The organism is Massilia mucilaginosa, assembly GCF_011682145.1.
Taxonomy (GTDB): domain Bacteria; phylum Pseudomonadota; class Gammaproteobacteria; order Burkholderiales; family Burkholderiaceae_D; genus Telluria_A; species Telluria_A mucilaginosa.
The window spans coordinates 1-21,192 of record NZ_WHJH01000018.1; the positions used below are offsets into that span (position 1 = coordinate 1).

General features: G+C 64.7%; 15 protein-coding genes and 2 pseudogenes. 11 read left to right on the forward strand and 6 right to left on the reverse strand.

The window, feature by feature from the left end; all coding sequences use genetic code 11:
• Positions 1–346: 346 nt before the first annotated feature.
• A complete protein-coding gene (locus F2P45_RS16185) occupies positions 347–523 on the reverse strand; it encodes a hypothetical protein (RefSeq protein WP_223164761.1) in 177 nt (58 codons plus the stop codon).
• Between the two features lie 409 nt (positions 524–932).
• Positions 933–2,039, reverse strand: coding sequence for a hypothetical protein (locus F2P45_RS37460; RefSeq protein ID WP_229505114.1), 1,107 nt, complete (start codon positions 2,037–2,039; stop codon positions 933–935).
• Here F2P45_RS37460 and F2P45_RS16200 point away from each other — a divergent pair.
• The 4 genes and pseudogenes from F2P45_RS16200 (at position 2,029) to tnpC (ending at position 4,921) form a co-directional block, all read left to right on the forward strand.
• On the forward strand, positions 2,029–2,535 hold the full coding sequence (locus tag F2P45_RS16200; RefSeq protein WP_166877037.1) for a DUF4214 domain-containing protein: 507 nt from the start codon (positions 2,029–2,031) through the stop codon (positions 2,533–2,535). The genes F2P45_RS37460 and F2P45_RS16200 overlap by 11 nt on opposite strands.
• A 36-nt stretch (positions 2,536–2,571) precedes the next feature.
• Positions 2,572–2,868 carry an IS66 family insertion sequence element accessory protein TnpA gene (gene tnpA / locus F2P45_RS16205; protein ID WP_166877040.1) on the forward strand — a complete coding sequence of 99 codons (297 nt, stop codon included), beginning with the start codon at positions 2,572–2,574 and terminating at the stop codon, positions 2,866–2,868.
• Positions 2,865–3,206, forward strand: coding sequence for an IS66 family insertion sequence element accessory protein TnpB (gene tnpB / locus F2P45_RS16210; RefSeq protein WP_166877043.1), 342 nt, complete (start codon positions 2,865–2,867; stop codon positions 3,204–3,206). The genes tnpA and tnpB overlap by 4 nt, the downstream gene beginning before the upstream one ends.
• A gap of 58 nt (positions 3,207–3,264) precedes the next feature.
• Positions 3,265–4,921: pseudogene (gene tnpC, locus F2P45_RS16215) on the forward strand (IS66 family transposase).
• On the opposite strand, the gene F2P45_RS16220 reads toward tnpC, so the two are convergent.
• Positions 4,903–5,388, reverse strand: a complete 486-nt coding sequence (locus tag F2P45_RS16220) for a helix-turn-helix domain-containing protein (RefSeq protein WP_166877046.1) — start codon at positions 5,386–5,388, stop codon at positions 4,903–4,905. The pseudogene tnpC and the gene F2P45_RS16220 sit on opposite strands and share 19 nt — an antisense overlap.
• Positions 5,389–5,459: 71 nt before the next feature.
• Here F2P45_RS16220 and F2P45_RS16225 point away from each other — a divergent pair.
• Positions 5,460–5,965, forward strand: a pseudogene (locus F2P45_RS16225) (transposase); the annotation flags it as partial.
• A gap of 244 nt (positions 5,966–6,209) precedes the next feature.
• Entirely contained in the window at positions 6,210–6,350 is a 141-nt protein-coding gene (locus tag F2P45_RS16230; protein WP_166877049.1) for a hypothetical protein, read from the forward strand.
• Between the two features lie 180 nt (positions 6,351–6,530).
• Here the strand turns inward: F2P45_RS16230 and F2P45_RS37270 are convergent, their stop codons facing one another.
• Positions 6,531–6,776 carry a helix-turn-helix domain-containing protein gene (locus tag F2P45_RS37270; protein ID WP_223164762.1) on the reverse strand — a complete coding sequence of 82 codons (246 nt, stop codon included), beginning with the start codon at positions 6,774–6,776 and terminating at the stop codon, positions 6,531–6,533.
• A 284-nt stretch (positions 6,777–7,060) separates the two neighbouring features.
• Between F2P45_RS37270 and F2P45_RS16240 the strand changes: the two genes are divergently transcribed.
• Both F2P45_RS16240 and F2P45_RS16245 read left to right on the forward strand, forming a co-directional pair.
• The gene (locus F2P45_RS16240; protein ID WP_229505116.1) at positions 7,061–8,044 is read left to right on the forward strand and encodes a fatty acid desaturase; all 984 of its coding nucleotides are present in this window, start codon (positions 7,061–7,063) and stop codon (positions 8,042–8,044) included.
• Positions 8,041–8,844 carry a phosphate/phosphite/phosphonate ABC transporter substrate-binding protein gene (locus F2P45_RS16245; protein WP_229505117.1) on the forward strand — a complete coding sequence of 268 codons (804 nt, stop codon included), beginning with the start codon at positions 8,041–8,043 and terminating at the stop codon, positions 8,842–8,844. Before F2P45_RS16240 ends, F2P45_RS16245 begins: the two co-directional genes overlap by 4 nt.
• Here F2P45_RS16245 and glnE read toward each other — a convergent pair.
• Positions 8,841–11,591 (reverse strand): bifunctional [glutamate--ammonia ligase]-adenylyl-L-tyrosine phosphorylase/[glutamate--ammonia-ligase] adenylyltransferase, encoded by a 2,751-nt coding sequence (gene glnE / locus F2P45_RS16250; RefSeq protein WP_166877053.1) that lies wholly within the window; start codon positions 11,589–11,591, stop codon positions 8,841–8,843. The genes F2P45_RS16245 and glnE overlap by 4 nt on opposite strands.
• Before the next feature lie 181 nt (positions 11,592–11,772).
• On the opposite strand from glnE, the gene F2P45_RS16255 reads away from it, so the two are divergent.
• From F2P45_RS16255 to tldD, 3 genes are all read left to right on the forward strand, one after another.
• Positions 11,773–15,978, forward strand: a complete 4,206-nt coding sequence (locus F2P45_RS16255) for a YhdP family protein (protein WP_166877054.1) — start codon at positions 11,773–11,775, stop codon at positions 15,976–15,978.
• Positions 15,979–16,010: 32 nt separating this feature from the next.
• Positions 16,011–16,808 carry a carbon-nitrogen hydrolase family protein gene (locus tag F2P45_RS16260; RefSeq protein ID WP_166877057.1) on the forward strand — a complete coding sequence of 266 codons (798 nt, stop codon included), beginning with the start codon at positions 16,011–16,013 and terminating at the stop codon, positions 16,806–16,808.
• 82 nt (positions 16,809–16,890) lie between these two features.
• Positions 16,891–18,351 (forward strand): metalloprotease TldD, encoded by a 1,461-nt coding sequence (gene tldD / locus F2P45_RS16265; RefSeq protein ID WP_166877060.1) that lies wholly within the window; start codon positions 16,891–16,893, stop codon positions 18,349–18,351.
• 120 nt (positions 18,352–18,471) lie between these two features.
• On the opposite strand, the gene F2P45_RS16270 is transcribed toward tldD, so the two are convergent.
• On the reverse strand, positions 18,472–21,123 hold the full coding sequence (locus tag F2P45_RS16270) for a TonB-dependent receptor (RefSeq protein ID WP_166877062.1): 2,652 nt from the start codon (positions 21,121–21,123) through the stop codon (positions 18,472–18,474).
• Between the last annotated feature and the right edge of the window lie 69 nt (positions 21,124–21,192).

The following is a 21,192-nucleotide window of genomic DNA, read 5'->3' on the forward strand; positions in this document are numbered from 1 at the left end:
GACACGCCTCGACGTGTGAAGTCCAGAATTCGGTGTCACCTTCCATGCTTGCTCTCCTTAAAATTGAAACGGCAAGCATGCGGAAATCGGGATTAGGCCACAAGGCTGTGGTTCATGGAGCGCTTACGGTGTCCAATGCCTGAGCCCTGCAATGGTTCGTCGACCGTCGACCTTGGCCCCCGCCGGTGCTGGCCGTTTGGGGACGGTAACGGTGCCAGGTCTGACATGTGGACACGGCCTCATCAGCATCTATATCTTGAATGAAAAAGCCGCCCCCAACCCCTGCTCGCTGAAGCGGGGTGTCGGGTGCGGCTCTTTTTTAGCTGCCCGGATGGCAGCGAGAAAGCTACTTGATCCGAGAGGACCAGCGCTCGGCCTCGTACTTGATGATCATCCCTTCCAGCAGTTGGCGGATGACCGCCTGTTGCGGCTCCGGCATGCCGGCGATGGCCTGAAACTGCAAGGCCAGATTGGCGTCCGGCGCCAGTTCGCTCTCCTTGAAAATCAGAAAATCCGTCGTCACGCGCAAAACCTGGGCGATCTTCTTGATCGAGGTACCCAACAATATTGAGAAAAATAGAAAATTGATATGAAAACTATTGTGTATGACGATGAGATTTCCACGTTGAATATGATATTTTCTGAGTATCCAGAGGGTGGGCTGTCTGTCCTTTGTCCTGTGTGCAAGGAAGAGGTTGTTGTAGTCCTTGATGCAAAGGATGTTAAGAAGCAGAGTCTTGGACCTGGGATTTATTGCAAGAATAATCATATTCGTTCGCTTTTTAATATTAGGGGGAAATAGCGTAGGGCATGGAACGTGGCACGGAACAGGTCAGGCTGACCTGCCCCCGGGCACGGCACGGAGTGACGGCACCGGGGTCACAGGTCCCACGGCCGGGGGGCAGGTCCGGCAATGTGGAACGGTGCCAGGTCTAACATTTGGACACGGCCCCATCAGCATCTATATCTTGAAAAAAAGCCGCCCCAACCCCTGCTCCTGAAGCGGGGTGTCTGGTGCGGCTCTTTTTTAGCTGTTCGTATAGCAGCGAGAAAGCTACTTGATCCGAGAGGACCAGCGCTCGGCCTCGTACTTGATGATCATCCCTTCCAGCAGTTGGCGGATGACCGCTTGCTGCGTCCGGCATGCCGGCGATGGCCTGGAACTGCACGCGGTCAGCACGATCATCTATTCGTCGCGCGGCACCTCCTACGACGAGCCGGGGCGCCAGGTCGGCACATGGAGCGGCATCGATGGGATGCCGCACCGCGCCGGCACAAGCTGGACCTATGACATGCAAGGCAACCTCGCATATCAGCAAAACGAACTGAACGTCATTACGCGCAGCAAGTTCAACCTGTTTGGCGAACGTACCCAGCTGATCCAGCCGATCTCGCAGAAGGACGGCCGCTTTATCGTCACCAATTACGCCTACGACAAGCTGGGCCAGGTCGAGCGCAGCTGGATCGACCATATCCCGGTCGTCAAGATAACCGGCATCACCGAGGGCGACGGCATGAATGTCGAACTGGTCGGCGCCGACCAGACGCTGACGCAGCACTTCCGCTACGACGAACTGGGCCGCCGCATCGCCAGCGTTAACAGCGCCGGCGGCGAAACCCGCACCCGTTACGACCTCGACGGCAACGTGGTATCCACCACCGACGAGAGCGGCGTGACCATGCGCTACGCCTACGACAGCATGCATCGCAAGATCTTCGAGCAGGACGCCATGGGCAAGAAGAACACCTGGCACTACGAAGGCGGCATCCTCGTGAGCAGCACCGACATGGGCGACGCCACCACCGAGTACGGCTATGACGGCCTGCGCCACATGACGTACCAGAAGGGGGGCGGCAAGGGCAAGGATCTGGTCTACGGCTACGATGGCGCCGGCCTGCTGACCAGGGTCGAGGACCGTACCCTGAAGCAGGTGACGACCTACGCCTACGACCTGGCGGGCAACCGGGTGGGCGAGAGAACCGTCGTGACCGAGTCCTTGCAGGCCGACTCCGGTTCGGATCGCCGGCGTGTACTTCACCGTACTCGGGCGGACTGCCGACTTGGGCGAATTGTCGTCCTGGTCAGGCAAATACATCCGCGGCGAAGCGACCTATCAGAGCATCGCCGAGCAACTGCTGAAGACGGCGGAAGGCCAGGCACGCTTCGCGTCTGGGCTGAACAATGCCGACTTCATCAAGACCTTGTACCAGCTGACCTTCGGCACGACTCCCGATGCCGACTCGCAGGCGCTGCTGACGACCAGGCTGGACGAAGGCGAATCGCGCGGCCAGATCGTCTTCGACGTCATGACTGCCATGAGCGGCGAGGCGAAGTCCAGATTGGACCATGCCGTTCATATCGGCATGAACCCGGCGCCGTTGAGCAGCGTGGCGCACCAGGTTGTCGTGCAGGACAACCATATGGCGTACGACCGGTTCAACCGCATGACGCGCGTGATGGACGGCCGCTACGACGTGGCCTTTGCCTACGACAATGTAAGCATCCAGCCCGCCCACCTTTCTTCCGCTCCATAAATTGCCCACACTGTGATCTTCAACTTGGAGATAGAGATGGCAAATTTGGAACGCGAGTCATTGTGGGAGGAACGGGTTGCGCAATGGCGCAAGAGCGGCCAGTCCCAGCGCGCCTTTGCAGAGAGCCAGGGCTATCCGCAGCGGCAGCTTAATTATTGGGCGCGCCGTCTGGCCGCGCCAGTCGTGCCGCCGGCGCTGCTGCCGGTGTCGATTGCAGCATCCATCGACGCAGCACCGGCATTGAGCCTGCGTAGCCCGGGCGGCTGGATCGTGACGCTGCCTCCGGCGTTGCCTGCCGGCTGGGTGGCGGCACTACTGCGCGAGCTGGCATGAAGCTGCAAGTCGAGTCGGTTCTGCTGGCCACCCAACCTGTCGATATGCGCATCGGCGTCGACGGACTTTCCCTGCTGGTGCAGCAGGTGCTCGGTTGCGCTCCCTGCGATGGCACGGCCTATGTGTTCAGCAACCGGCGCCGTACGCGCCTCAAATTGGTGTGCTGGGACGGAAATGGCGTATGGCTGTGTCTGCGCCGCTTGCACCGCGGCCAGTTCGTGTGGCCGCAGGCCGGCGACGCCACCTGGCAAATGAGCGGCGAGCAATGGCAATGGCTGATCGCGGGCGTGGACTGGCAACGCATGGCGGCGCCGGCACCGGCCCAGTGGCAATTATAGTGCGTCGCTACAGGCGATCTTGCTTGTAAACATAAGCAGAGCCCGGTAAACTGGGCTCATGGATTTGCTCAACGAACTGACCCACGCCAACCTTGATCCTGCCGTGCTCGACGCGGTACGGGCCTTGCTTGCGCAGGCAGATCAGCTGGCCAATAGCGTGGCGGTGAAAGATGACATCATCAAGGCGGCCCACGCCACGATTGCCGCCTTGAAGCTAGAACTGGCGCAACATCGCCGCATTCGATTCGCCAACAAGAGCGAAGCTTTTACCGCTGAACAGCGTGATCTGTTCGAAGAATGCCAGGAAATTGATCTGGTTGCCATGGAAGCGGAGTTGCAGCATCAACGCGATCTGCTCGTCGGCGAGAAGCCGAAGAACAAGCGTCCACGCGCCGGGCGTCAGCCATTGCCGCCCCAGTTGGAGCGCATCGTCCACAGTCATGAGCCGGCCTGCTGCGAATGCGGTCAGTGCGGCCAAGCCCTGACCCTGATCGGCGAGGACGTCAGCGAGCAGCTCGACGTTGAACCTGCCCGCTTCTTCGTGCGCCACCCGTGGCCCTACAGGGCAGGAGCTTGCCCTTGCAAGGGCAAGCCGTTATGCAGGCGTAGGGCAATGCCCTACGAATTCCCTGCTACACCATATCCGCCCGCAGTATGCCTGCCGCGCCTGCGACAGCGTCACCGCTGCGCCTGTGGCGCCGGCGATCATCGACGGCGGCATGGCCGCACCCGGCCTGCTGGCCTGGATCGCCATCAGCAAGTTCGTCGATCACCTGCCGCTGTATCGGATCAACCAGATTGGTGAGCGCCAGGGCGTTCCACTGCCCATCTCGACGACATCGGACTGGGCCGGCAAGGTCGGCGTGGCGTTGCAGCCTCTGGCTGACAGGCTGGCGCAACTGCTGCGCATGCGACCGACCCTGCATGCCGATGAAACGCCGGTCAGGCAACTCGATCCCGGGCAGGGCAAAACCAAGCGTGCCTACTTGTGGGCGTACCGTTCCAACAGTTTGGACGAAGGTCCTCCTATCGTCGTGTTCGACTACCAGGGCGGGCGCGCCGGCTCGCATGCCCAGTCGTTCCTGCAGCACTGGCGCGGGCACCTGATGGTCGACGATTATGTCGCCTACAAGGCACTGTTCGTGCATGGCGTTACCGAACTGGCTTGCCTGGCCCACGTGCGCCGAAAATTCTTCGAGCTGCATGCGGCCAATGGCAGCCCGATCGCCGCCGAGGCCCTGCGCCGCATTGGGCTGCTGTATGGCATCGAGCGCACTGCGGCCAGTGATTCCGCGCCGGAACGTCATGCTCGCCGCCAGAGCGAAGCCAAACCAGTCCTTGATGAGCTGCACGCGTGGCTCGTCAAAACCAGACCCGTCGTTGCCGATGGCAGCGGCACTGCAAAGGCGCTTGATCATGCGCTCAAACGGTGGCCGGCATTGATTCGCTATATCGACAGCGACACCTACCCGATCGACAACAACGCCGTCGAGAACGCCATACGCCCCATCGCCATTGGGAAAAAGAACTGGCTCTTCACTGGCTCGGAGCGCGCTGGCCGGCGAGCCGCTGCCATTCAAAGCCTGGTCGCTACTGCCAAACTCAACGGCATCGATCCCATGCGCTGGCTGACCGAAACGCTGGAAAAACTCCCTACCTGCCCCAACAGTCAGATCGATTCGCTTCTGCCATTTGCTCAGATTACCGGGAAATAGATTCCACTGAAAGGTGGGACCGTCGGATGCTTACGCTTGTCCTTCAAGCTAAGGCGGCAACGCTTGTAGCGAAACGCCATGCGCTTCAGATATTCTTTGATGCTGTTGCGGCTGAGCGGCGTATGTTCCGCGCCTTCCCACTGCCGCTGCAGTGTCCTGGCAGTCCCGCCCGCATCGCGCGCCAGATCGCCGAGCTGACTCCGCTCCTCGTCGGACAGCTTCGGCGGCCGGCCGGTATGCCGACCCTCGAACAAACCGAGCAGGCCCAATTCATCCCAACGCCGGCGCCAGTTCTCGACACTGTTCAGGTGCACCTCGAATTCGTCGGCCACCTGTTGCAGTGTCAAACCTTGCGCCAGCCGGAACATCCCCTGTGCCCGCATCCGAGTGCGCGCATGCGGATGGTAGATCCCCATCTCCCGCAGCGTCCTGCGCTCATCAGCGCTAAGCTTCAATCGCAGCCTCATGTCTGTCACCATCCTGATCGTTATAGATCAGAATTTGACAAGAAAAATCTGGCGATTACTTAGCCGAATTGCCCATCATTTGCGACCGCGGCACCAAGTGCAACGCGCAGGGTTACAAGACCAGCTGGAATGGGTACAAGCTGCACATTGACACCGCCGATTGTGGCGTTCCCATCGCCGCCTTGCTGTGTTCTGCCTCGATGCATGACAGCCCCGCGCCGCCGTGCCGCTGTCTCACATCACGAAGCAACGGGTCACCAATTTGTACGATGTGATGGACGCTGCCTACTGCAGCAAAGAGTTGCACGACCACTGCCGCGAACTGGGACATGTTCCCCTGATCGACCACAATCCGCGTGGCGGCGAGAAGGAACACTTCGAGCCTGCCGATGAAGTTCGCTACCGTGAACGCACCGTGGCCGAACGGACCAACGCGCGCCTCAAGGACGAATTCGGCGGCCGCCACATCATGGTCAAAGGACATGCCAAAGTCATGAGCCATTTGATGTTTGGGCTGCTTGCTCTCGGTGCTGACCAACTGATGCGACTTCGACGATGTCCCGACAAAACCGCTTAACAACCCCGATTCCGCCCCGAATGTTTCAGTTACGGTATCCCCACGCCTTCAGAATGAGATTGACCATGATTCCGCCACCATAACCAACCAGAATTTGTCCGGCATCACGAAAACGCGACGGGAAATCGCGCTTTCGTGATGCCGGCCAGTTCAGAAAAATCGTTTTGCAATTGCCTCTATTCAGTCTGAATGATCAGCGCAATCGACAGTTGTAAACCCTTGGCAATTGCCGCATCATGTAGGCATGCCACCGAAACCGCCCCGTCCCGATCTTACCCAGCTGTCCGATACCGATAAAGACAGGCTCATCGACGCCCTGTTTGCGCGCCTGGACGCGGTCGAGGCCAAGCTGGGCATGAACAGCGAGGGTAACGGTGCCGGGTAACGGTGCCAGGTCTGACATTTGGACACGGCCTCATCAGCATCTGTATCTTGAATGAAAAAGCCGCCCCCAACGCCTGCTTACTGAAGCGGGGTGTCGGGTGCGGATTTTTTTAGCTGCCTGGATGGCAGCGAGAAAGCTACTTTGTCTGAGAGGACCAGCGCTTGGCCTCGTATTTGATGATCATCCCTTCCAGCAACTGGCGGATGACCGCCTGCTGCGGCTTCGGCATGCCGGCGATGGCCCGAAACGGCCAGGCGAGGTTGGCGTCCGGCGCCAGTTCGTCTCCTCGAAAATCAAAAAATCTGTCGTTACGCGCAAGACCTGGGCGATATTCTTGACCGCTTCCAGCGATGGCAGGGACGCGCCTGCCTCATAGCGCTTGACCTGCGTGACGTGCAGGCCGAGGGCATCGGCCGGGTAGGTCAATATTCGGTCGGCGCCAACACAACGGCAACAAGGTGAGCGATGTGACGACCAACAGCATCGCCATCCAGCCGGGCGATACCTTGTTCATGGCGCGTCCGCGCACAGTGGGAGTCCGTCTCAAAGCGCGTTTTTGATGAGGATGCAGCTAACTTAAGCTCCGTCATTTCTGCCAGTGGCAGGAATGACGGAGCTGAGGTTTCTGGCAAAAATGACTTTAGTGGGTGCGCGTCTCAAAGCGCGTTTCTGATCCCGTCCCGCGGTGCACTTACCAGGAGAAATTGCTTATGACAACAGCAGTGGCAAAGGAAGTGCGCCCGGACTACATGGATGCCGCGCAACAGCAGCAAATGCGCGGCGAACGCGGGCGCTGGCTGTGGCTGGCGGAGTGGCCCACCTGGCGGCTGATCGTCGTCATTCACGGCGGCTGGCTGGCCACCCTGGCGTACTGGCGCGAGCTCGGCACGCCCGCCGCCACGCTGCTGATGATCTGGTGGTGCGCGTGGTACATGTCGCTCCAGCATGAATTGATCCACGGCCATCCGACCCGCTGGCCGCCGCTGAACCGCCTGTTCGGCACGGTGCCGCTGGCGGTGTGGTATCCGTATCAGCTGTATCGCGACAGCCATCTGCGCCATCACGTCGATTTCCACCTGACCATGCCGGCGCTCGATACCGAAAGCCATTACGTGTCGCCCGCCACCTGGGCCGGCATGGGCAGGCCGCTGCGACAGCTGCTGTGGTTTAACAAGACCTTCTGGGGCCGCCTGCTGGTCGGCCCGGCGATTGCGATCGCCTCGGCCTGGATCGAGGCGCTGCGCCAGCCCTTGCGCGGGGACTGGACGCAGGCCCACATGTGGCTGCGCCATGTGGTCATGCTGGGGGCGCTGCTGTGGGTGGTCGAGACCGCGTTCGGCGTGTCGGCGGTCTATTATGTGCTGGCGATGTCGTATCCGGCCCAGTCGCTGGTGATGATCCGCTCTTACTACGAACATCGCCCGGCGCGGCACCACAAGCAGCGGATCGTGCTCAACGAAGCGGGCTTCGTGTTCCGCCTGCTGTACCTGAATAACAATTTCCATCTGGTGCACCATGATTTTCCATCGCTGCCGTGGTATCTGCTGCCGCGTGTCTATCATGCGCGGCGCGACGCCTATATCGCCCGCAGCGGCGGCTTTTACGTGCGCGGTTACGGCGAACTGATGCGCCGCTTCGGCCTGACGCCGGTCGACGCGCCCGTGCATCCGCACATGGAGGAGTCAAGCCGATGAGGTGGAAAGCGGCTTTTCCGATGTATAACGTGTCGGACCGGGTCGGGGCGGGGTACGAAGCCCTGTTCGAGGCGCTGGTCGATGTGCTGCGCGCCGGCGGCATGCGCAACGCCGTCGAGCTGGAACGCGATCCGGTCCTGCCGGATTTCTGGAAGCGGCCCGACATGCTGCTCAGCCAGACCTGCGGCTATCCCTACCTGACGCAGTTGCGCGGCCAGGTCCGGCTGCTCGCCACCCCGGCCTACGCGTTTGAAGGCTGCGAAGGCAGCGACTACGCCAGCGCGATCGTGGTGCGCGACGGCGGCGGCATCGCCACCCTGGCCGACGCGCGCGGGCGGACGGCGGCCGCCAATGATGGCGCTTCCAACAGCGGCATGAACGCGCTGCGCCATGCGGTTGCGCCGCTGGCGCGCGACGGGCGTTTTTTCAGCGGCGTGATCTGGTCGGGCAGCCACCGCGCCAGCCTGGCGCTGGTGAAGGGTGGCGCAGCCGATCTGGCCGCGATCGACTGCGTCACGCTCGGCTATCTGCGCCGCGAGCAGCCGTCCAGCCTGGATGGCATCTCGATCCTGCGCTACTCGGCACCATCGCCCGGCTTGCCGTTCGTGGCTGGCGCCGCCGTGCCGCACGCCTTGCGAGAACAGTTGCGCGAGGCCTTGCTGGGGCCGGCGGCCGCGCTGGCCGAACTGTTGCCGGCGCTGTCGATCCGCCACTTTGCGCCGTGCTCCACGCACGACTACGAGCGTATCGGCATGCTGCAAGCCGAGGCGAGCGCCCTCGGCTATTCGCATCTGGCCTAGGCGAACACCGCCTCCCACAATTGCCGGACCGGCGCGCTGTGCCTGGCCACCAGCGCCGCGTCGACGCGCGCATTGTCCTTGCCCTGCAGGCGCATCTGGTGCTGGAGTTTGCGCATGGCGCGGTAGGCGTCGCCCACCGCCAGCGCCAGGTCGGCATCGATCAGCCCCAGGTCGGCGAACATGCGCAGCAGGCCGATGTTGCCGAGGTTGATGGTCAGCTGCGGATATTGCGCGCAATGGCGCAGCACCAGGTACTGCGACATGAACTCGACATCGATCATGCCGCCCACGTCCTGCTTGAGGTCGAACAGGCCGGGGCGCGCCGGGTGGGCCTCGTGCATCTTCTTGCGCATCTTGAGCACTTCCTGCTTGAGTTCGTCCGCGCGCGCGCTGCGGTCGGTGCGCAGCACCCGTTCGCGCACCGCTTCGAAGCGTTCGCCGATGGCGGCGTCGCCGGCGCAAAAGCGCGCGCGCGTGAGCGCCTGGTGTTCCCAGATCCAGGCCGAATTTTCCTGGTAGCGCTCGAAGGCGGCCACGCTCGAGACCAGCATGCCGCTGGCGCCGTCCGGGCGCAGGGCGGTATCGATGTCGAACAGGATGCCGGCCGAGGTGTGCGCCGTCATCCAGGTAATGAAACGCTGGGCCAGCTTGGCGTAGTTGCCGGGCGCTTCCTGGTCGTCGTCGTCGAACAGGAAAATCACGTCCAGATCCGACACGTAGCCGAGTTCCTTGCCGCCCAGCTTGCCGTAGGCGATGACGGCGAAGCGCGGCACCTCGCGGTGGCGCGTGGCGATCGCTTGCCAGGCGGCGTCGATGGTGGCCGCGACGATGGTGTCGGCCAGCGCGGACAGGTAATCGGCCAGCTTTTCGACGGTGAGCTCGCCCGCCAGGTCTTGCGCCAGCAGGCGGAACAGTTGTGCGTGGTGGGCTTCGCGCAGGATATCCATCTGGCGCTCGGTGTCGCCGGCGGCCGCGCCCAGTTGTTCCTTGAGTTCGGCGGCCAGCGCGGCGCAGTCGGGCACGGCGCTCCTGACGCGCTCGTCGAGCAGTTCGTCGAGCACGATCGGATGCTGGGTCAGGAAGGTGGCGGCCCAGCCGCTGGCGTACATCATGCGGATCACGCGCTCGAGGGTATGCGGATATTCGGTCAGCAAGGACAGGTAGGCCGAGCGGCGCGCGATGGCTTCGAAAAACGCCAGCAGCCGGGTCAGGGTGGAGCTGGCGCTGCCGGAACCGGCTTCTTGCGCGGTCTTGGCGATCAGCGGCAGCGCGGCGTTGACCAGCGCCAGCAGGCGGGTGCGGCTCGCTTCGGGCAGGGCTTGCACCTTGCTCGATTGCCAGGTGCTCATCAGGCGTCCGGCGGCGCCGCCGGCGTCGTCGAAGCTGAGCGCGCGCAGGTGCGCTTCGATCGCTTCGCGGTTGTCGAGGTCGGCCCCGCCCCAGTTGCTGGCGCCCGGGTCGACCGTGTCGCCGGCCTGCTCGGACTTGTCGCTGAAGATGGCGTCGAACTGGGCCGCGACGAACTGGCGCGTGTCGTCGAGCTGCGCCAGCAGGGTGGGCACGTCGGGCAGGCGCATCATCTGTGCGATGACGGCGCGGTCGGCGTCGCTGGCGGGCAGCGTGTGGGTCTGGGCGTCGTCCAGGTATTGCAGGCGGTGCTCCAGGTTGCGCAGGAAACTGTAGGAAGCGAGCAATTGCTCGACGGTGTCGGCCGGCAACAGTTCCTTGTCGGCCAGCACGCGCAGGGTGGCGCGGGTGGAACGGTCGCGCAGGGCGGCATCGCGCCCGCCGCGGATCAGCTGGAACACTTGCGCCAGGAATTCGATTTCGCGGATCCCGCCGCGCCCCAGCTTGACGTTGTTGCTGCGGTCCGGGTGCAGGCGCTCCTGGCGGTCGACCTCGGCGCGGATCTGGGCGTGCATGGTGCGGATGGCGTCGATCACGCCGAAGTCGAGGTAGCGCCGGTACACGAAGGGGTGGACGATGGCGTCGAGCGCGGCGATGTCAAGCGCCGTGCCGGTGACGGCGCGCGCCTTGACCCAGGCGTAGCGCTCCCATTCGCGGCCCTGCACGATCAGGTATTCCTCGACCATGTTGAGGCTGGCGACCAGCGGGCCGGAATTGCCGTTCGGGCGCAGCGCCATGTCGACGCGGAAGGTAAAGCCATCCTCGGTGATCTCGGACAGGGCGGCGATCAGCTTCTTGCCCAGGCGCGCGAAAAACTCGTGGTTCGACAACTGGCGCTGGCCGGTGCCGGCCGCGGTGTCGCCATCTTCCGGATAGACGAAGATCAGGTCGATGTCGGACGAGACATTCAGCTCGCCGCCGCCTTGCTTGCCCATCGCCAACACAATCATTTCCTGCGGCAAGCCCGATTCGTAGCCGACCGGCATGCCGTGGCTGGCCACCTGCTCGGCCATGAGGGCGGTGAGGTGGGTGCGGATGGCGAAGTCGGCGAACGCGGTCATGGTGGCGACCACTTCGGCCAGGTCGGCCTGGCCGTCGAGGTCGCGCTGGATCAGGCTCGAGACCAGCAGGTTGCGCAGGCGGCGCATGGCGCGCACGGCGGGAAGCGGCGCGGCGCCCGGCCTGGCGTCGTCCACGGCCACGCGCGCCAGCGTTTGCGCCAGGTCAAGCCGGTCGAGCGCGCCGGCGCTGATGCCGGCGACAGCGCCGGCGCGGTTCGGATCGGCCGCCAGCCAGCGTTGATAAAAGCGCGAGAGCGGTGTCAGGGAGGCTGGATTCATTGGTTGGCGTCAGGAAAGGGTAAGTGAAAGTCGGGTTCGGCGGCGCTTGTATAAGGTAAAATTGAGACGGGCCGCGCTACGGTGAGGATCAGGACGATGGTAAGGGAGCCGGCGCGATTCGCGCAAGCGCTACCTTATTGCACGACATTTGGATACGGCGGGACCCTTTATCAGCTTATTGATGCATACACCGGAAGCACAGGCGGCCACCGAGCACCTGCCCATCGCAGAGCGCTGGCGGCGGCTGCGTTCCGCCTATCGGGCCTGCAACCGTGCCACGCATCATGTGCTGGGCTTCACGATCAAGCTGGCGCTGCTGGTGTATTTCCTGTTCACCATCGTGTTCCTGGTGCTGCGCTACGCCATTCTGCCGAATATCGACTATTACAAGGGCAATATCGAACACATCGCCAGCCGCGCCCTGGGCAGCGATGTCAGCATCACCCGCATCTATGCCTCCTGGCGCGGCTTGCGCCCGAACCTGTTTCTGGGCGACGTGATCCTGCGCGACCCGGCCGGCCGCCAGGTGCTGAGCCTGCCGAGCGTGTCGGCCACCTTGTCGTGGTGGAGCGTGCCGACCCTGCAACCACGATTTTACTCTCTGGAAATTATTCGTCCCGACCTCGACATCCGGCGCGATGCCAGCGGCCAGCTGTTCGTGGCCGGCATGCCGATCAAACAGGGCGAGGCCGGCGACGGCGGCGGCGCCGACTGGGCCTTCAAGCAGCGCCAGATCCTGATCCGCGAAGGGCGCGTGCAGTGGACCGACCAGTTGCGCGGCGCGCCCGTGCTGGCGCTTGAAAACGTCGACCTGGTGCTCAAGAACCGCTGGCAGCACCACCGCTTCGGCCTGCGCGCCACGCCGCCGGCCAGCCTGGCCGGGCCGCTCGACGTGCGCGCCGACTTTGCCCATCCGCGCTTTACGGCGCGCATGGCCGACATGCGCCAGTGGAAAGGCGAACTGTACGCCGACCTGCCCGATACCGACCTGGCGGCCTGGACCCCGTATCTCGATTACCCGGTCAAGCTGAGCCAGGGCCAGGGATCGGTGCGCGCCTGGCTCAGCCTGGACCGGGCCAAGCTGGCCGGCTTTACCGCCGACGTGGCGCTGGCCGGCGTCAGTGCGCAGCTGGCCCGCGACTTGCCGGCGCTGGAACTGGCGCGCGTGCGCGGCCGCCTGTCCGCGCGCGAAACCTTTGCCGCCGGCAGCAATCGAGGCACCCCGGCCTTCGGCGCGCACGGCCATGAAGTGACGCTGACCGATTTTTCCCTGCTCACCGCCGACGGCCTTAGCCTGGCGCCGACCACCTTGTCCGAGTCCTACACGCCGGCGCGCGGCCACACGCCGCAGCAGGTGAAAGTGAGCGCGCGCCAACTCGACCTGGAAACCCTGTCGCGCCTGGCCGCACAGTTGCCTTTGAGCGAGGTGCAGCGCCAGTTGCTGGTCGACAGCGGCCTGCGCGGCAAGGTGAGCGAGCTGTCGGCCCAGTGGCAGGGTAAATTCCCCGATATCGCCAGCTACCATGTGCGCGGCAAGCTCGACGGCTTGAGCATGCGCGCCCAGCCGGCCCGGCTGGCCGTGGCCAAGACCGCCTCAAACCCGGCGCGGGCGGCGTTTCCGCCGATTCCGGGCATCGAGAACCTGTCCGGCACCCTGGACGCGAGCGAGAAGGGCGGCGCGCTCACCCTCGATTCGCAGCAACTGGTGCTGCAACTGCCGGCCTGGTTCGCCGACCCGGCCATGCCCTTCGACCAAGTCGATGCGCGCGCCCGCTGGACCTTTGCGCCCCAGAACAAATTGCTGGTGGAACTGGAGAGCCTGAATTTCGCGCAAGGCGCGCTGACCGGCTCGCTGTCGGGCACGCACCAGATGACCTTGGGATCGCAGCCGGGCAAAACGGCCGACATCGTCGACGTCAGCGGCACGCTCTCCGGCTTCGCGCTCAACACCATCGGCCGCTACCTGCCCTTGACAACCCCGGAACACCTGCGCGACTGGCTGACCGGCGCGCTGGAAGACGGCGTGGCGCAGGACGCCAGCTTCCGCCTGCGCGGCGACATGGCGCATTTCCCGTTCCGCAGCAACACGCCGGGCGAGCGCAAGGGCGAGTTCCGAATCGGCGGACGCCTGGAAAACGCCAAGCTGAACTACGCGCCCGGCCACTTCGCGCCCGATGGCGTGGCGCCGGTGTGGCCGCAGGCCGAGCAGATCAACGGCAGCTTCCTGTTCGAGCGCACGCGCATGGAAATCAAGGGCGACACGGCGCGCACGCGCGGCGTGGCCCTGAGCGCGGTCAAAGCCGTGATCGCCGACCTGGCCGATCCCGACAAGGTGCTCGAGATCGACGGCAACGCCGCCGCACCGATGCAGGAGTTCCTCGGCTACGTCGAAGCGAGCCCGGTGCTGAACTGGATCGGCCGCTTTACCGAACACACGCGCGCGACCGGCAACGCCAAACTGGGCCTCAAGTTGCAGCTGCCGCTGGCCCATCTGATCGAATCGAAAGTGCAGGGCACCTTGCAGCTGATGAACAACGACGTGGTGCTGTTCGAGCCCTTGCCGCCGCTGCAGTCGGCCATCGGCAAGCTCGAATTCAACGAAAAAGGCATCAACCTGAACGGCGTCGGCGCCAGCTTCCTGGGCGGGCCGCTGGCGCTCACGGGCGGCACGCAACGCGACAATGCGATCGTGATCAAGCTGGCCGGCAGCGCCACCGCCGACGGCATCCGCAAGACTTATCCCTCGGCCGCCTTGCAGCATGTGCTGGGATTGGTGTCGGGCGCGGCCCGCTACACTGGTTCGGTGGTGGTGCGCGATCACCAGGCCCAGGTGACGGTCGACTCGACCCTGGCCGGCATGGGCGTGGAGCTGCCGGCGCCGCTCAACAAGGCGGCCGCCGACAGCCTGCCGCTGCATTTCACCCTGACCGGCTTGGCGGGAAGCGAGGCCGGCGTGGCGCGCGACGAGATCCGCCTGGCGCTGGGCCCGAACATGGGTGCGCGCTACCAGCGCATCAAGCTGGGCAAGGGACCGTGGAAGGTCGAGAGCGGCGGCATCGGCGTGAACGTGCCGGCGCCGATCCCGGACAGCGGCCTGATGATCAATGCCGAGATGAAGACCATCAACGTCGACCAGTGGATCGCGATCGGCTCGTCGGTGGCGCGCGCGGCGCCCGAGCCGGCGGCTGGCGTCCCGGCTGCCGCCGCGCCGGTCGATGGCGGCATGGACCTGGCCCAGTACGTGGTGGCCGATGTGCTGGCCGCGCGCGCGAACGAACTGATCATCAGCGAACGCAAGCTCGACAACGTGGTGGTGGGCGCCTCGCACGTCAAGGGGACCTGGCAGGCCAACGTCGACGCGCGCCAGGTGGCCGGCCACGTCACCTGGGCCGAGGGGCCGAGCGGCCAGGGCCTGGGCAAGGTGACGGCGCGCCTGGCCTCGCTGATCATTCCCGAATCGGCCGCCGCCGGCGTGAAAGACTTGCTCGAAGGCGGCAAGAGCGCGGCCGCGACCATTCCCGCGCTCGACATCGTGGCCGAGCATTTCGAACTGTTCAACAAGAAACTCGGACGCCTGGAACTGGTCGCCAGCAACGCCCAGCTTGCCAGCGGGCGCGAATGGCAGATTAATCGCTTGCTGCTGGCCAATCCCGACGGTGTGCTGCGCAGCACCGGCAAGTGGGTGACCGGGGACGGGCAGAGCAACACCAGCCTGAACTTCGTGCTCGACATCGAGGATGCCGGCAAGCTGCTGGACCGTTTCGGCTTCCCCGAAACGCTGCGGCGCGGCAAGGGCAAGATGTCGGGCGATATTGCCTGGAATGGCTTGCCGTATTCGCTAGACATTCCTAGTTTGTCGGGCAAGATCGAGATGGGCGTGGCCGCTGGCCAGTTCCTCAAGCAAGACCCGGGCGCGGCCAAGCTGCTGGGCGTGCTGAGCCTGCAAATGCTGCCGCGCCTGCTGAAACTCGATTTCCACGATGTGTTTTCGGAAGGACTGGCCTTCGACGGCATCACGGCCAGCGCCAGCATCACGCGCGGCGTGGCGCGCACCGACAACCTGAAAATGCATGGCGTGGCCGCCACCGTGCTGATGGCCGGCAGCGCCGACATTGCCAACGAGTCGACCAACCTGCATGTGGTGGTGATCCCCGAATTCAACCTGGGCACCGGCCCGCTGGTATACGCGCTGGCGGTCAATCCGGTGGTCGGACTGGGCAGTTTCCTCGCGCAACTGTTCCTGCGCGCACCCGTGATGAAGGCGCTGACCTACGAAATGCAGGTCACCGGCCCGTGGAAGGCGCCGGTGATCACCAAGCTCGGCGCGCCGAAGGGGCCGCCGCCGCTGGTGCTGCCGGCGAGCAATGTGAAGCCCGAGACCAACTGAACCGAACTGAACGACCGACTGGAGACCGAGACATGACGACCGTGGCCGCAGTACAAATGATCAGCACCCCCGATGTCGCCGAGAACATCGCCACGGCGCGCCGGCTGGTGGGCGAGGCGGCCGCGCGCGGCGCCACCCTGGTCACCTTGCCGGAATACTGGCCGATCATGGGCATGAGCGACACCGACAAGGTGGCCCACGCCGAAGCGCCCGGACAGGGTCCGATCCAGGACTGCATGGCGCAACTGGCGCGCCAGCACGGCATCTGGCTGATCGGCGGCACCTTGCCGCTGGTGTCATCGGACGCCGGGCGCGTCATGAATACCACCCTGGTGTACGACCCGCAAGGCGCGCCGGTGCAGCGCTACGACAAGATCCACCTGTTCGGTTTCACCAAGGGAAGCGAAAACTATGACGAGGCGCGCACCATCGTGCCGGGCGAAGCCGTGGTGGCGTTCGAGGCGCCGTTCGGGCGGGTCGGCTTGTCGGTCTGCTACGACCTGCGCTTTCCCGAGCTGTACCGGGCCATGGGCGAGTGCGCGCTGATCGTGGTCACCGCCGCCTTCACCCACACCACCGGGCTGGCGCACTGGGAAGTGCTGCTGCGCGCGCGCGCCATCGAAAACCAGTGCTACGTGCTGGCCTCGGCCCAGGGCGGCACCCACGTCAACGGGCGCCGCACCTTCGGCCACAGCATGCTGATCGACCCCTGGGGCGAGGTCAAGGCGCTGCTGGAAGAGGGCGAAGGCGTCGTCAGCGGCGCGCTCGATGCCGCCTTCCTGGCGGGTGTGCGCGAAAGCTTGCCCGCACTCAAGCACAGAAAACTGTGAGCGACGCTGCGAGCCGCCCTGCGAGCTACTGTAACGGGCCGACTATGGCACAATGGCTGATCCACACTGAAAGACCCGCAAAATGACACCGTTCGAACCGAATCTCTCCTCCCTGGCTGTCGCGCGCGATGTGCTGCTGACGCCCTTTGGCCTCGACGAAGGCAAGCTGCTCACCACCCTGGGCACGATGTTCACCCACAAGGTCGATTACGCCGATCTGTATTTCCAGTTCACCAAGAGCGAAGGCTGGAGCCTGGAAGAAGGCATTGTCAAGACCGGCAGTTTTTCGATCGACCAGGGCGTGGGCGTGCGCGCCGTGTCCGGCGACAAGACCGCCTTTTCGTACTCCGATGAAATCTCGGAACGCGCCCTGCTCGACGCGGCCGCCGCCACGCGCACCATTGCGCGCGCCGGCGCCGGCAAGATCAAGGTGGCGTCCTCGATGACCCCGGTGGGCGGACGCTCGCTGTACCTGCCCAACGATCCGCTCGCCTCGCTCGACGCGACCGCCAAGGTCAAGCTGCTCGAACGCGTGGAAAAAATGGCGCGCGCCAAGGATCCGCGCGTGGTGCAAGTCATGGCGGGCCTGGCCGGCGAATACGACGTGGTGCTGGTGGTGCGCAGCGATGGCGTGCTGGCGGCCGATATCCGTCCGCTGGTGCGGGTCTCGGTGACGGTCATCGTCGAGCAGAACGGACGGCGCGAAATGGGCTCGTCCGGCGGCGGCGGCCGCTTTAACTATGGCTATTTCGACGATGTGGTGCTCGAACGCTACGCCGACGAAGCGGTCAAGGCGGCCGTGGTCAACCTCGACGCGCGCCCGGCGCCGGCCGGCCCGATGACCATCGTGCTCGGACCGGGCTGGCCCGGCGTGCTGCTGCACGAAGCGATCGGCCATGGCCTCGAAGGCGACTTCAACCGCAAGGGCTCGTCGGCGTTTTCGGGACGCATCGGCGAACGCGTGGCCGCCAAGGGCGTCACCGTGGTCGATGACGGCACCCTGGCCGACCGCCGCGGTTCGCTCAATATCGATGACGAAGGCAATCCGACCCAGTGCACCACCCTGATCGAAGACGGCATCCTGAAAGGCTACATCCAGGACACCATGAACGCGCGCCTGATGAAGATGCCGGTGACCGGCAATGCGCGCCGCGAATCGTTCGCGCACCTGCCGATGCCGCGCATGACCAATACCTATATGCTCGGCGGCGACAAGGACCCGGAAGAAATCCTGGCCTCGGTCAAGAACGGCCTGTACGCGGTCAACTTCGGCGGCGGCCAGGTCGATATCACGAACGGCAAGTTCGTGTTTTCGGCCAGCGAAGCCTACATGATCGAAAACGGCAAGGTCACCTACCCGGTCAAGGGCGCCACCCTGATCGGCAACGGACCTGACGTGCTCAACCGCGTATCGATGATCGGCAACGACATGCGCCTCGATTCCGGCGTGGGCGTGTGCGGCAAGGAAGGCCAGAGCGTGCCGGTGGGCGTGGGCCAGCCGACCCTGCGCATCGAAGACGTGATCGTGGGCGGTACCGCGTAAATCGCCCGCCGTCGCCGCTGGCAGTTGCCGGCGCTGACGGCTCAGGCAAGTTCCCGACGGGCGCACTTCTGGTGCGCCCGCCGCGTTTCTGGCCAGTGCCGGCTGGCCGTGCTCGGACAGTCAGAACTTGTAGGTCGCCCTCACGTAAAACGTGCGCCCGAGCGGGTCCGTGTAGCGCGGGTCGTAGCCCTGCTGGAACGTGGTGCCCTGGATGGTGAAGGGCGGGTCTTCGTCCAGCAGGTTCTTGACGCCGGCCGTTACGCTGACCTTCCGGTTGGCTGTATACGTGCCCGCCAGGGCCCAGGTCGAGTAATGCCCGACGCGGCCGGGCACGACGCCGTTCGCGTCGGGCTGGTCGTCATAGCCGGACAGGTAGCGGTTGGACAGGATCATGTTCAGCGGCCCCCGGGTCCACCCCAAGGTGGCGGTGTGACGCCACTGGAACACCGGACTGGCATCGGCATAGCGGCCCGCGTTGATGGTGAACGGACCGTTGCGCTCGTTCTGGTAGTCGTAGCGGTCCACATAGGTGCCATCGACCCCCAGCGTAAAGTTGCCCCAATGGCCGCGCTGCAGGCGCCACAGCAGGCCCAGGTCGACGCCGCGCGTCTTGACCTCGCCCAGGTTCTGGGTGATTGCCAGCACGTAATCGAGCCGGGTGCGGGCGGCATTGTAGAAATACAGGTTCTGGTATTTCTGGTAGTCGCCGAAGATCGATTCTTCCGCCAGCGCGCTGATCTGGTCCTTGAGCCGGATATCCCAGTAGTCGGCCGTAAGGGTCAGGTTATTGACCGGCTCGAGCACGATCCCGGCGCTGTAGGTGCGCGAGCGTTCCGGCTTGACGTCGGGATTGCCGCCCTGACGGCGGTTTTGCTGCTGGTCGCAGGCGAGATTGGGATTGGCTGCCGGAACAGCGGTACCGCCCGGGCACAGCACCGGATCGTTCCAGGTATTGCTGGTATTGGTCGTGGTCTGCGGCCCGTGCAGGTCGTACAGGGTGGGCGCGCGGAAGCCTTTGTTGAACGACCCGCGCACCAGCACCTGTTTGGTCGGCTGCCAGCGCAGCGCCACCTTGGGATTGAAGCTGTGGCCAAAATCGGTGTAGTCGTCGTAGCGCGCGGCCAGGTTGACTTCGAGGTCCTTGATGACCGGGATGTTGAGCTCGGTAAATACGGCGCCGATATTGCGGCTGCCGCTCTGGTCCTGGGCGTCGGCGTAGCCGGAACTCGAGGCCTGGCTGGCCAGCGCGCGGTTGACCCGGTAGTCGGCTTCGTCGCGCCGGAATTCGCCGCCCAGCGCGAATCCGAGCGGGCCTGCGGGCAAGGTCATCAGTTCGCGGCTGGCCTTGACGTCGATGGCGCCGCTCTTGATCTTGGCGCGCAGGTACTCGCCCAGCAGCTGCGACCGGGCCAGAAAATCGTTGCCGGCGCTGGTTTGTTCGCCGAAGGGGTTGAGCAAGCCGTTGCCGACGCCCTCGATGATGCGCGCATCGACCACGTAGCCGCCGGTGAACGCGCTGCGCGCCCGCCCCACCGCATACGACAGCGCGGCGTTGTAGTCCCAGCCGCCGGCCGTGCCCTCCATGCTGGCCAGCAGGCGGTCGGTCAGGCTCACGTCGAGCCCTTCGCGCTTGCCGGTCACCATCGGGCGCCAGCTGATGTCGAGCGGCTCGCCGGCCAGGCCGGCCACGGCCGGGGTGATGCCGGCGCCGGGATAGAAAGGACTGGCATTGCTCATGGTCAGGCCGATGCCGGCCAGCGGCGGCGGCGCCACGTGCGCTTCGTTGGTGCTGCGGCTATGCAGGTATTCCAGCGTGGCGGTGTGGTCGGCCCCGAGTTTTTTGCTGAAGCGGCCGAGGAAGGTTTCCTGCTTGGTCAGTGGAATCAAGTCGACGAACTGGGTATAGTCGAAGCGGCAGGTCGGCGCCGCGCCGGCATTGGGCATCGAGTAGGGCGGCTGGCAGCCGCTGGCATGGCTGGGGTTGCCCGAGATGCCCTCGTCGGAATAGAAGTTGGCGGGGAAGGTGGTGCCGCTGGTGCGGTTCAGGCCGCGCTCGGGGCGCACCCCGGTGCGCGCGAAGTCGCGGTCGGTGGCCATGAGTGCGGACTGGCGGTGGAAGTCGACGATGCCGAGCAGGTTGTAGCCGTCGTTGGCCAGGTCGCCCCAGCCGCCGGTAAGGTTGATGCGTTGCTCGTCGCCGCCGCCCGAGCCGGCCGGCTGGTACGCTTCCACGCTCACTTCCATGCCGCGGTAGGAGCGCTTGGTGACGAAGTTGATCACGCCGCCGATGGCGTCGCTGCCGTAGATGGCCGAGGCGCCGTCGCGCAGCACTTCGACCCGTTCGAGCGCGGCCACGGGAATGATGTTCAGGTCGACCGTGTCGGCGAAGAAGGGGTGGTTGGCCAGGCGCCGGCCGTTGAGCAGCACCAGGGTCTTGTCGCTGCCCAGGCCGCGCAGGTTGGCCGTGGCGCGTCCGCCGGTGCCGGAGCCGACCGACTGGCTCGAACCGGTCGAGGTCTGGTTCATGGGAATGGTGGCCAGCACTTCCTGCACGGTCGAGAGGCCCTGCTTGGCGAAGTCTTCGGCGCGCAGGGTGGTGATCGGCAGCGCCGTTTGTGCGGCCAGCCGCTGCCGGATCGAGGTGCCGACGATTTCGACCTTTTGCATGGGCTGCGCGCCCTCGGCGGGCGCCTGGGCCCGGGCCGGCAGGGCCAGCACGCCGGCGCCGAGCAGGGCGCCGCCGGCGCACAGGCGGCCGATAGCGGCGGACATGTTTTTTTCACGCGTTTTTGCAATCGCATTTGCAGTCATGTAGTGCTCCAGTGAGAGGGTGGTGATCAG

Coding starts and splice junctions, on each gene's coding strand:
- tnpA (WP_166877040.1), top strand. CDS start 2,572: ATGGCAAATTTGGAACGCGAGTCATTGTGGGAGGAACGGGTTGCGCAA.
- tnpB (WP_166877043.1), top strand. CDS start 2,865: ATGAAGCTGCAAGTCGAGTCGGTTCTGCTGGCCACCCAACCTGTCGAT.
- F2P45_RS16220 (WP_166877046.1), bottom strand. CDS start 5,388: ATGAGGCTGCGATTGAAGCTTAGCGCTGATGAGCGCAGGACGCTGCGG.
- F2P45_RS16230 (WP_166877049.1), top strand. CDS start 6,210: ATGCCACCGAAACCGCCCCGTCCCGATCTTACCCAGCTGTCCGATACC.
- F2P45_RS16240 (WP_229505116.1), top strand. CDS start 7,061: ATGACAACAGCAGTGGCAAAGGAAGTGCGCCCGGACTACATGGATGCC.
- F2P45_RS16245 (WP_229505117.1), top strand. CDS start 8,041: ATGAGGTGGAAAGCGGCTTTTCCGATGTATAACGTGTCGGACCGGGTC.
- glnE (WP_166877053.1), bottom strand. CDS start 11,591: ATGAATCCAGCCTCCCTGACACCGCTCTCGCGCTTTTATCAACGCTGG.
- F2P45_RS16255 (WP_166877054.1), top strand. CDS start 11,773: ATGCATACACCGGAAGCACAGGCGGCCACCGAGCACCTGCCCATCGCA.
- F2P45_RS16260 (WP_166877057.1), top strand. CDS start 16,011: ATGACGACCGTGGCCGCAGTACAAATGATCAGCACCCCCGATGTCGCC.
- tldD (WP_166877060.1), top strand. CDS start 16,891: ATGACACCGTTCGAACCGAATCTCTCCTCCCTGGCTGTCGCGCGCGAT.
- F2P45_RS16270 (WP_166877062.1), bottom strand. CDS start 21,123: ATGTCCGCCGCTATCGGCCGCCTGTGCGCCGGCGGCGCCCTGCTCGGC.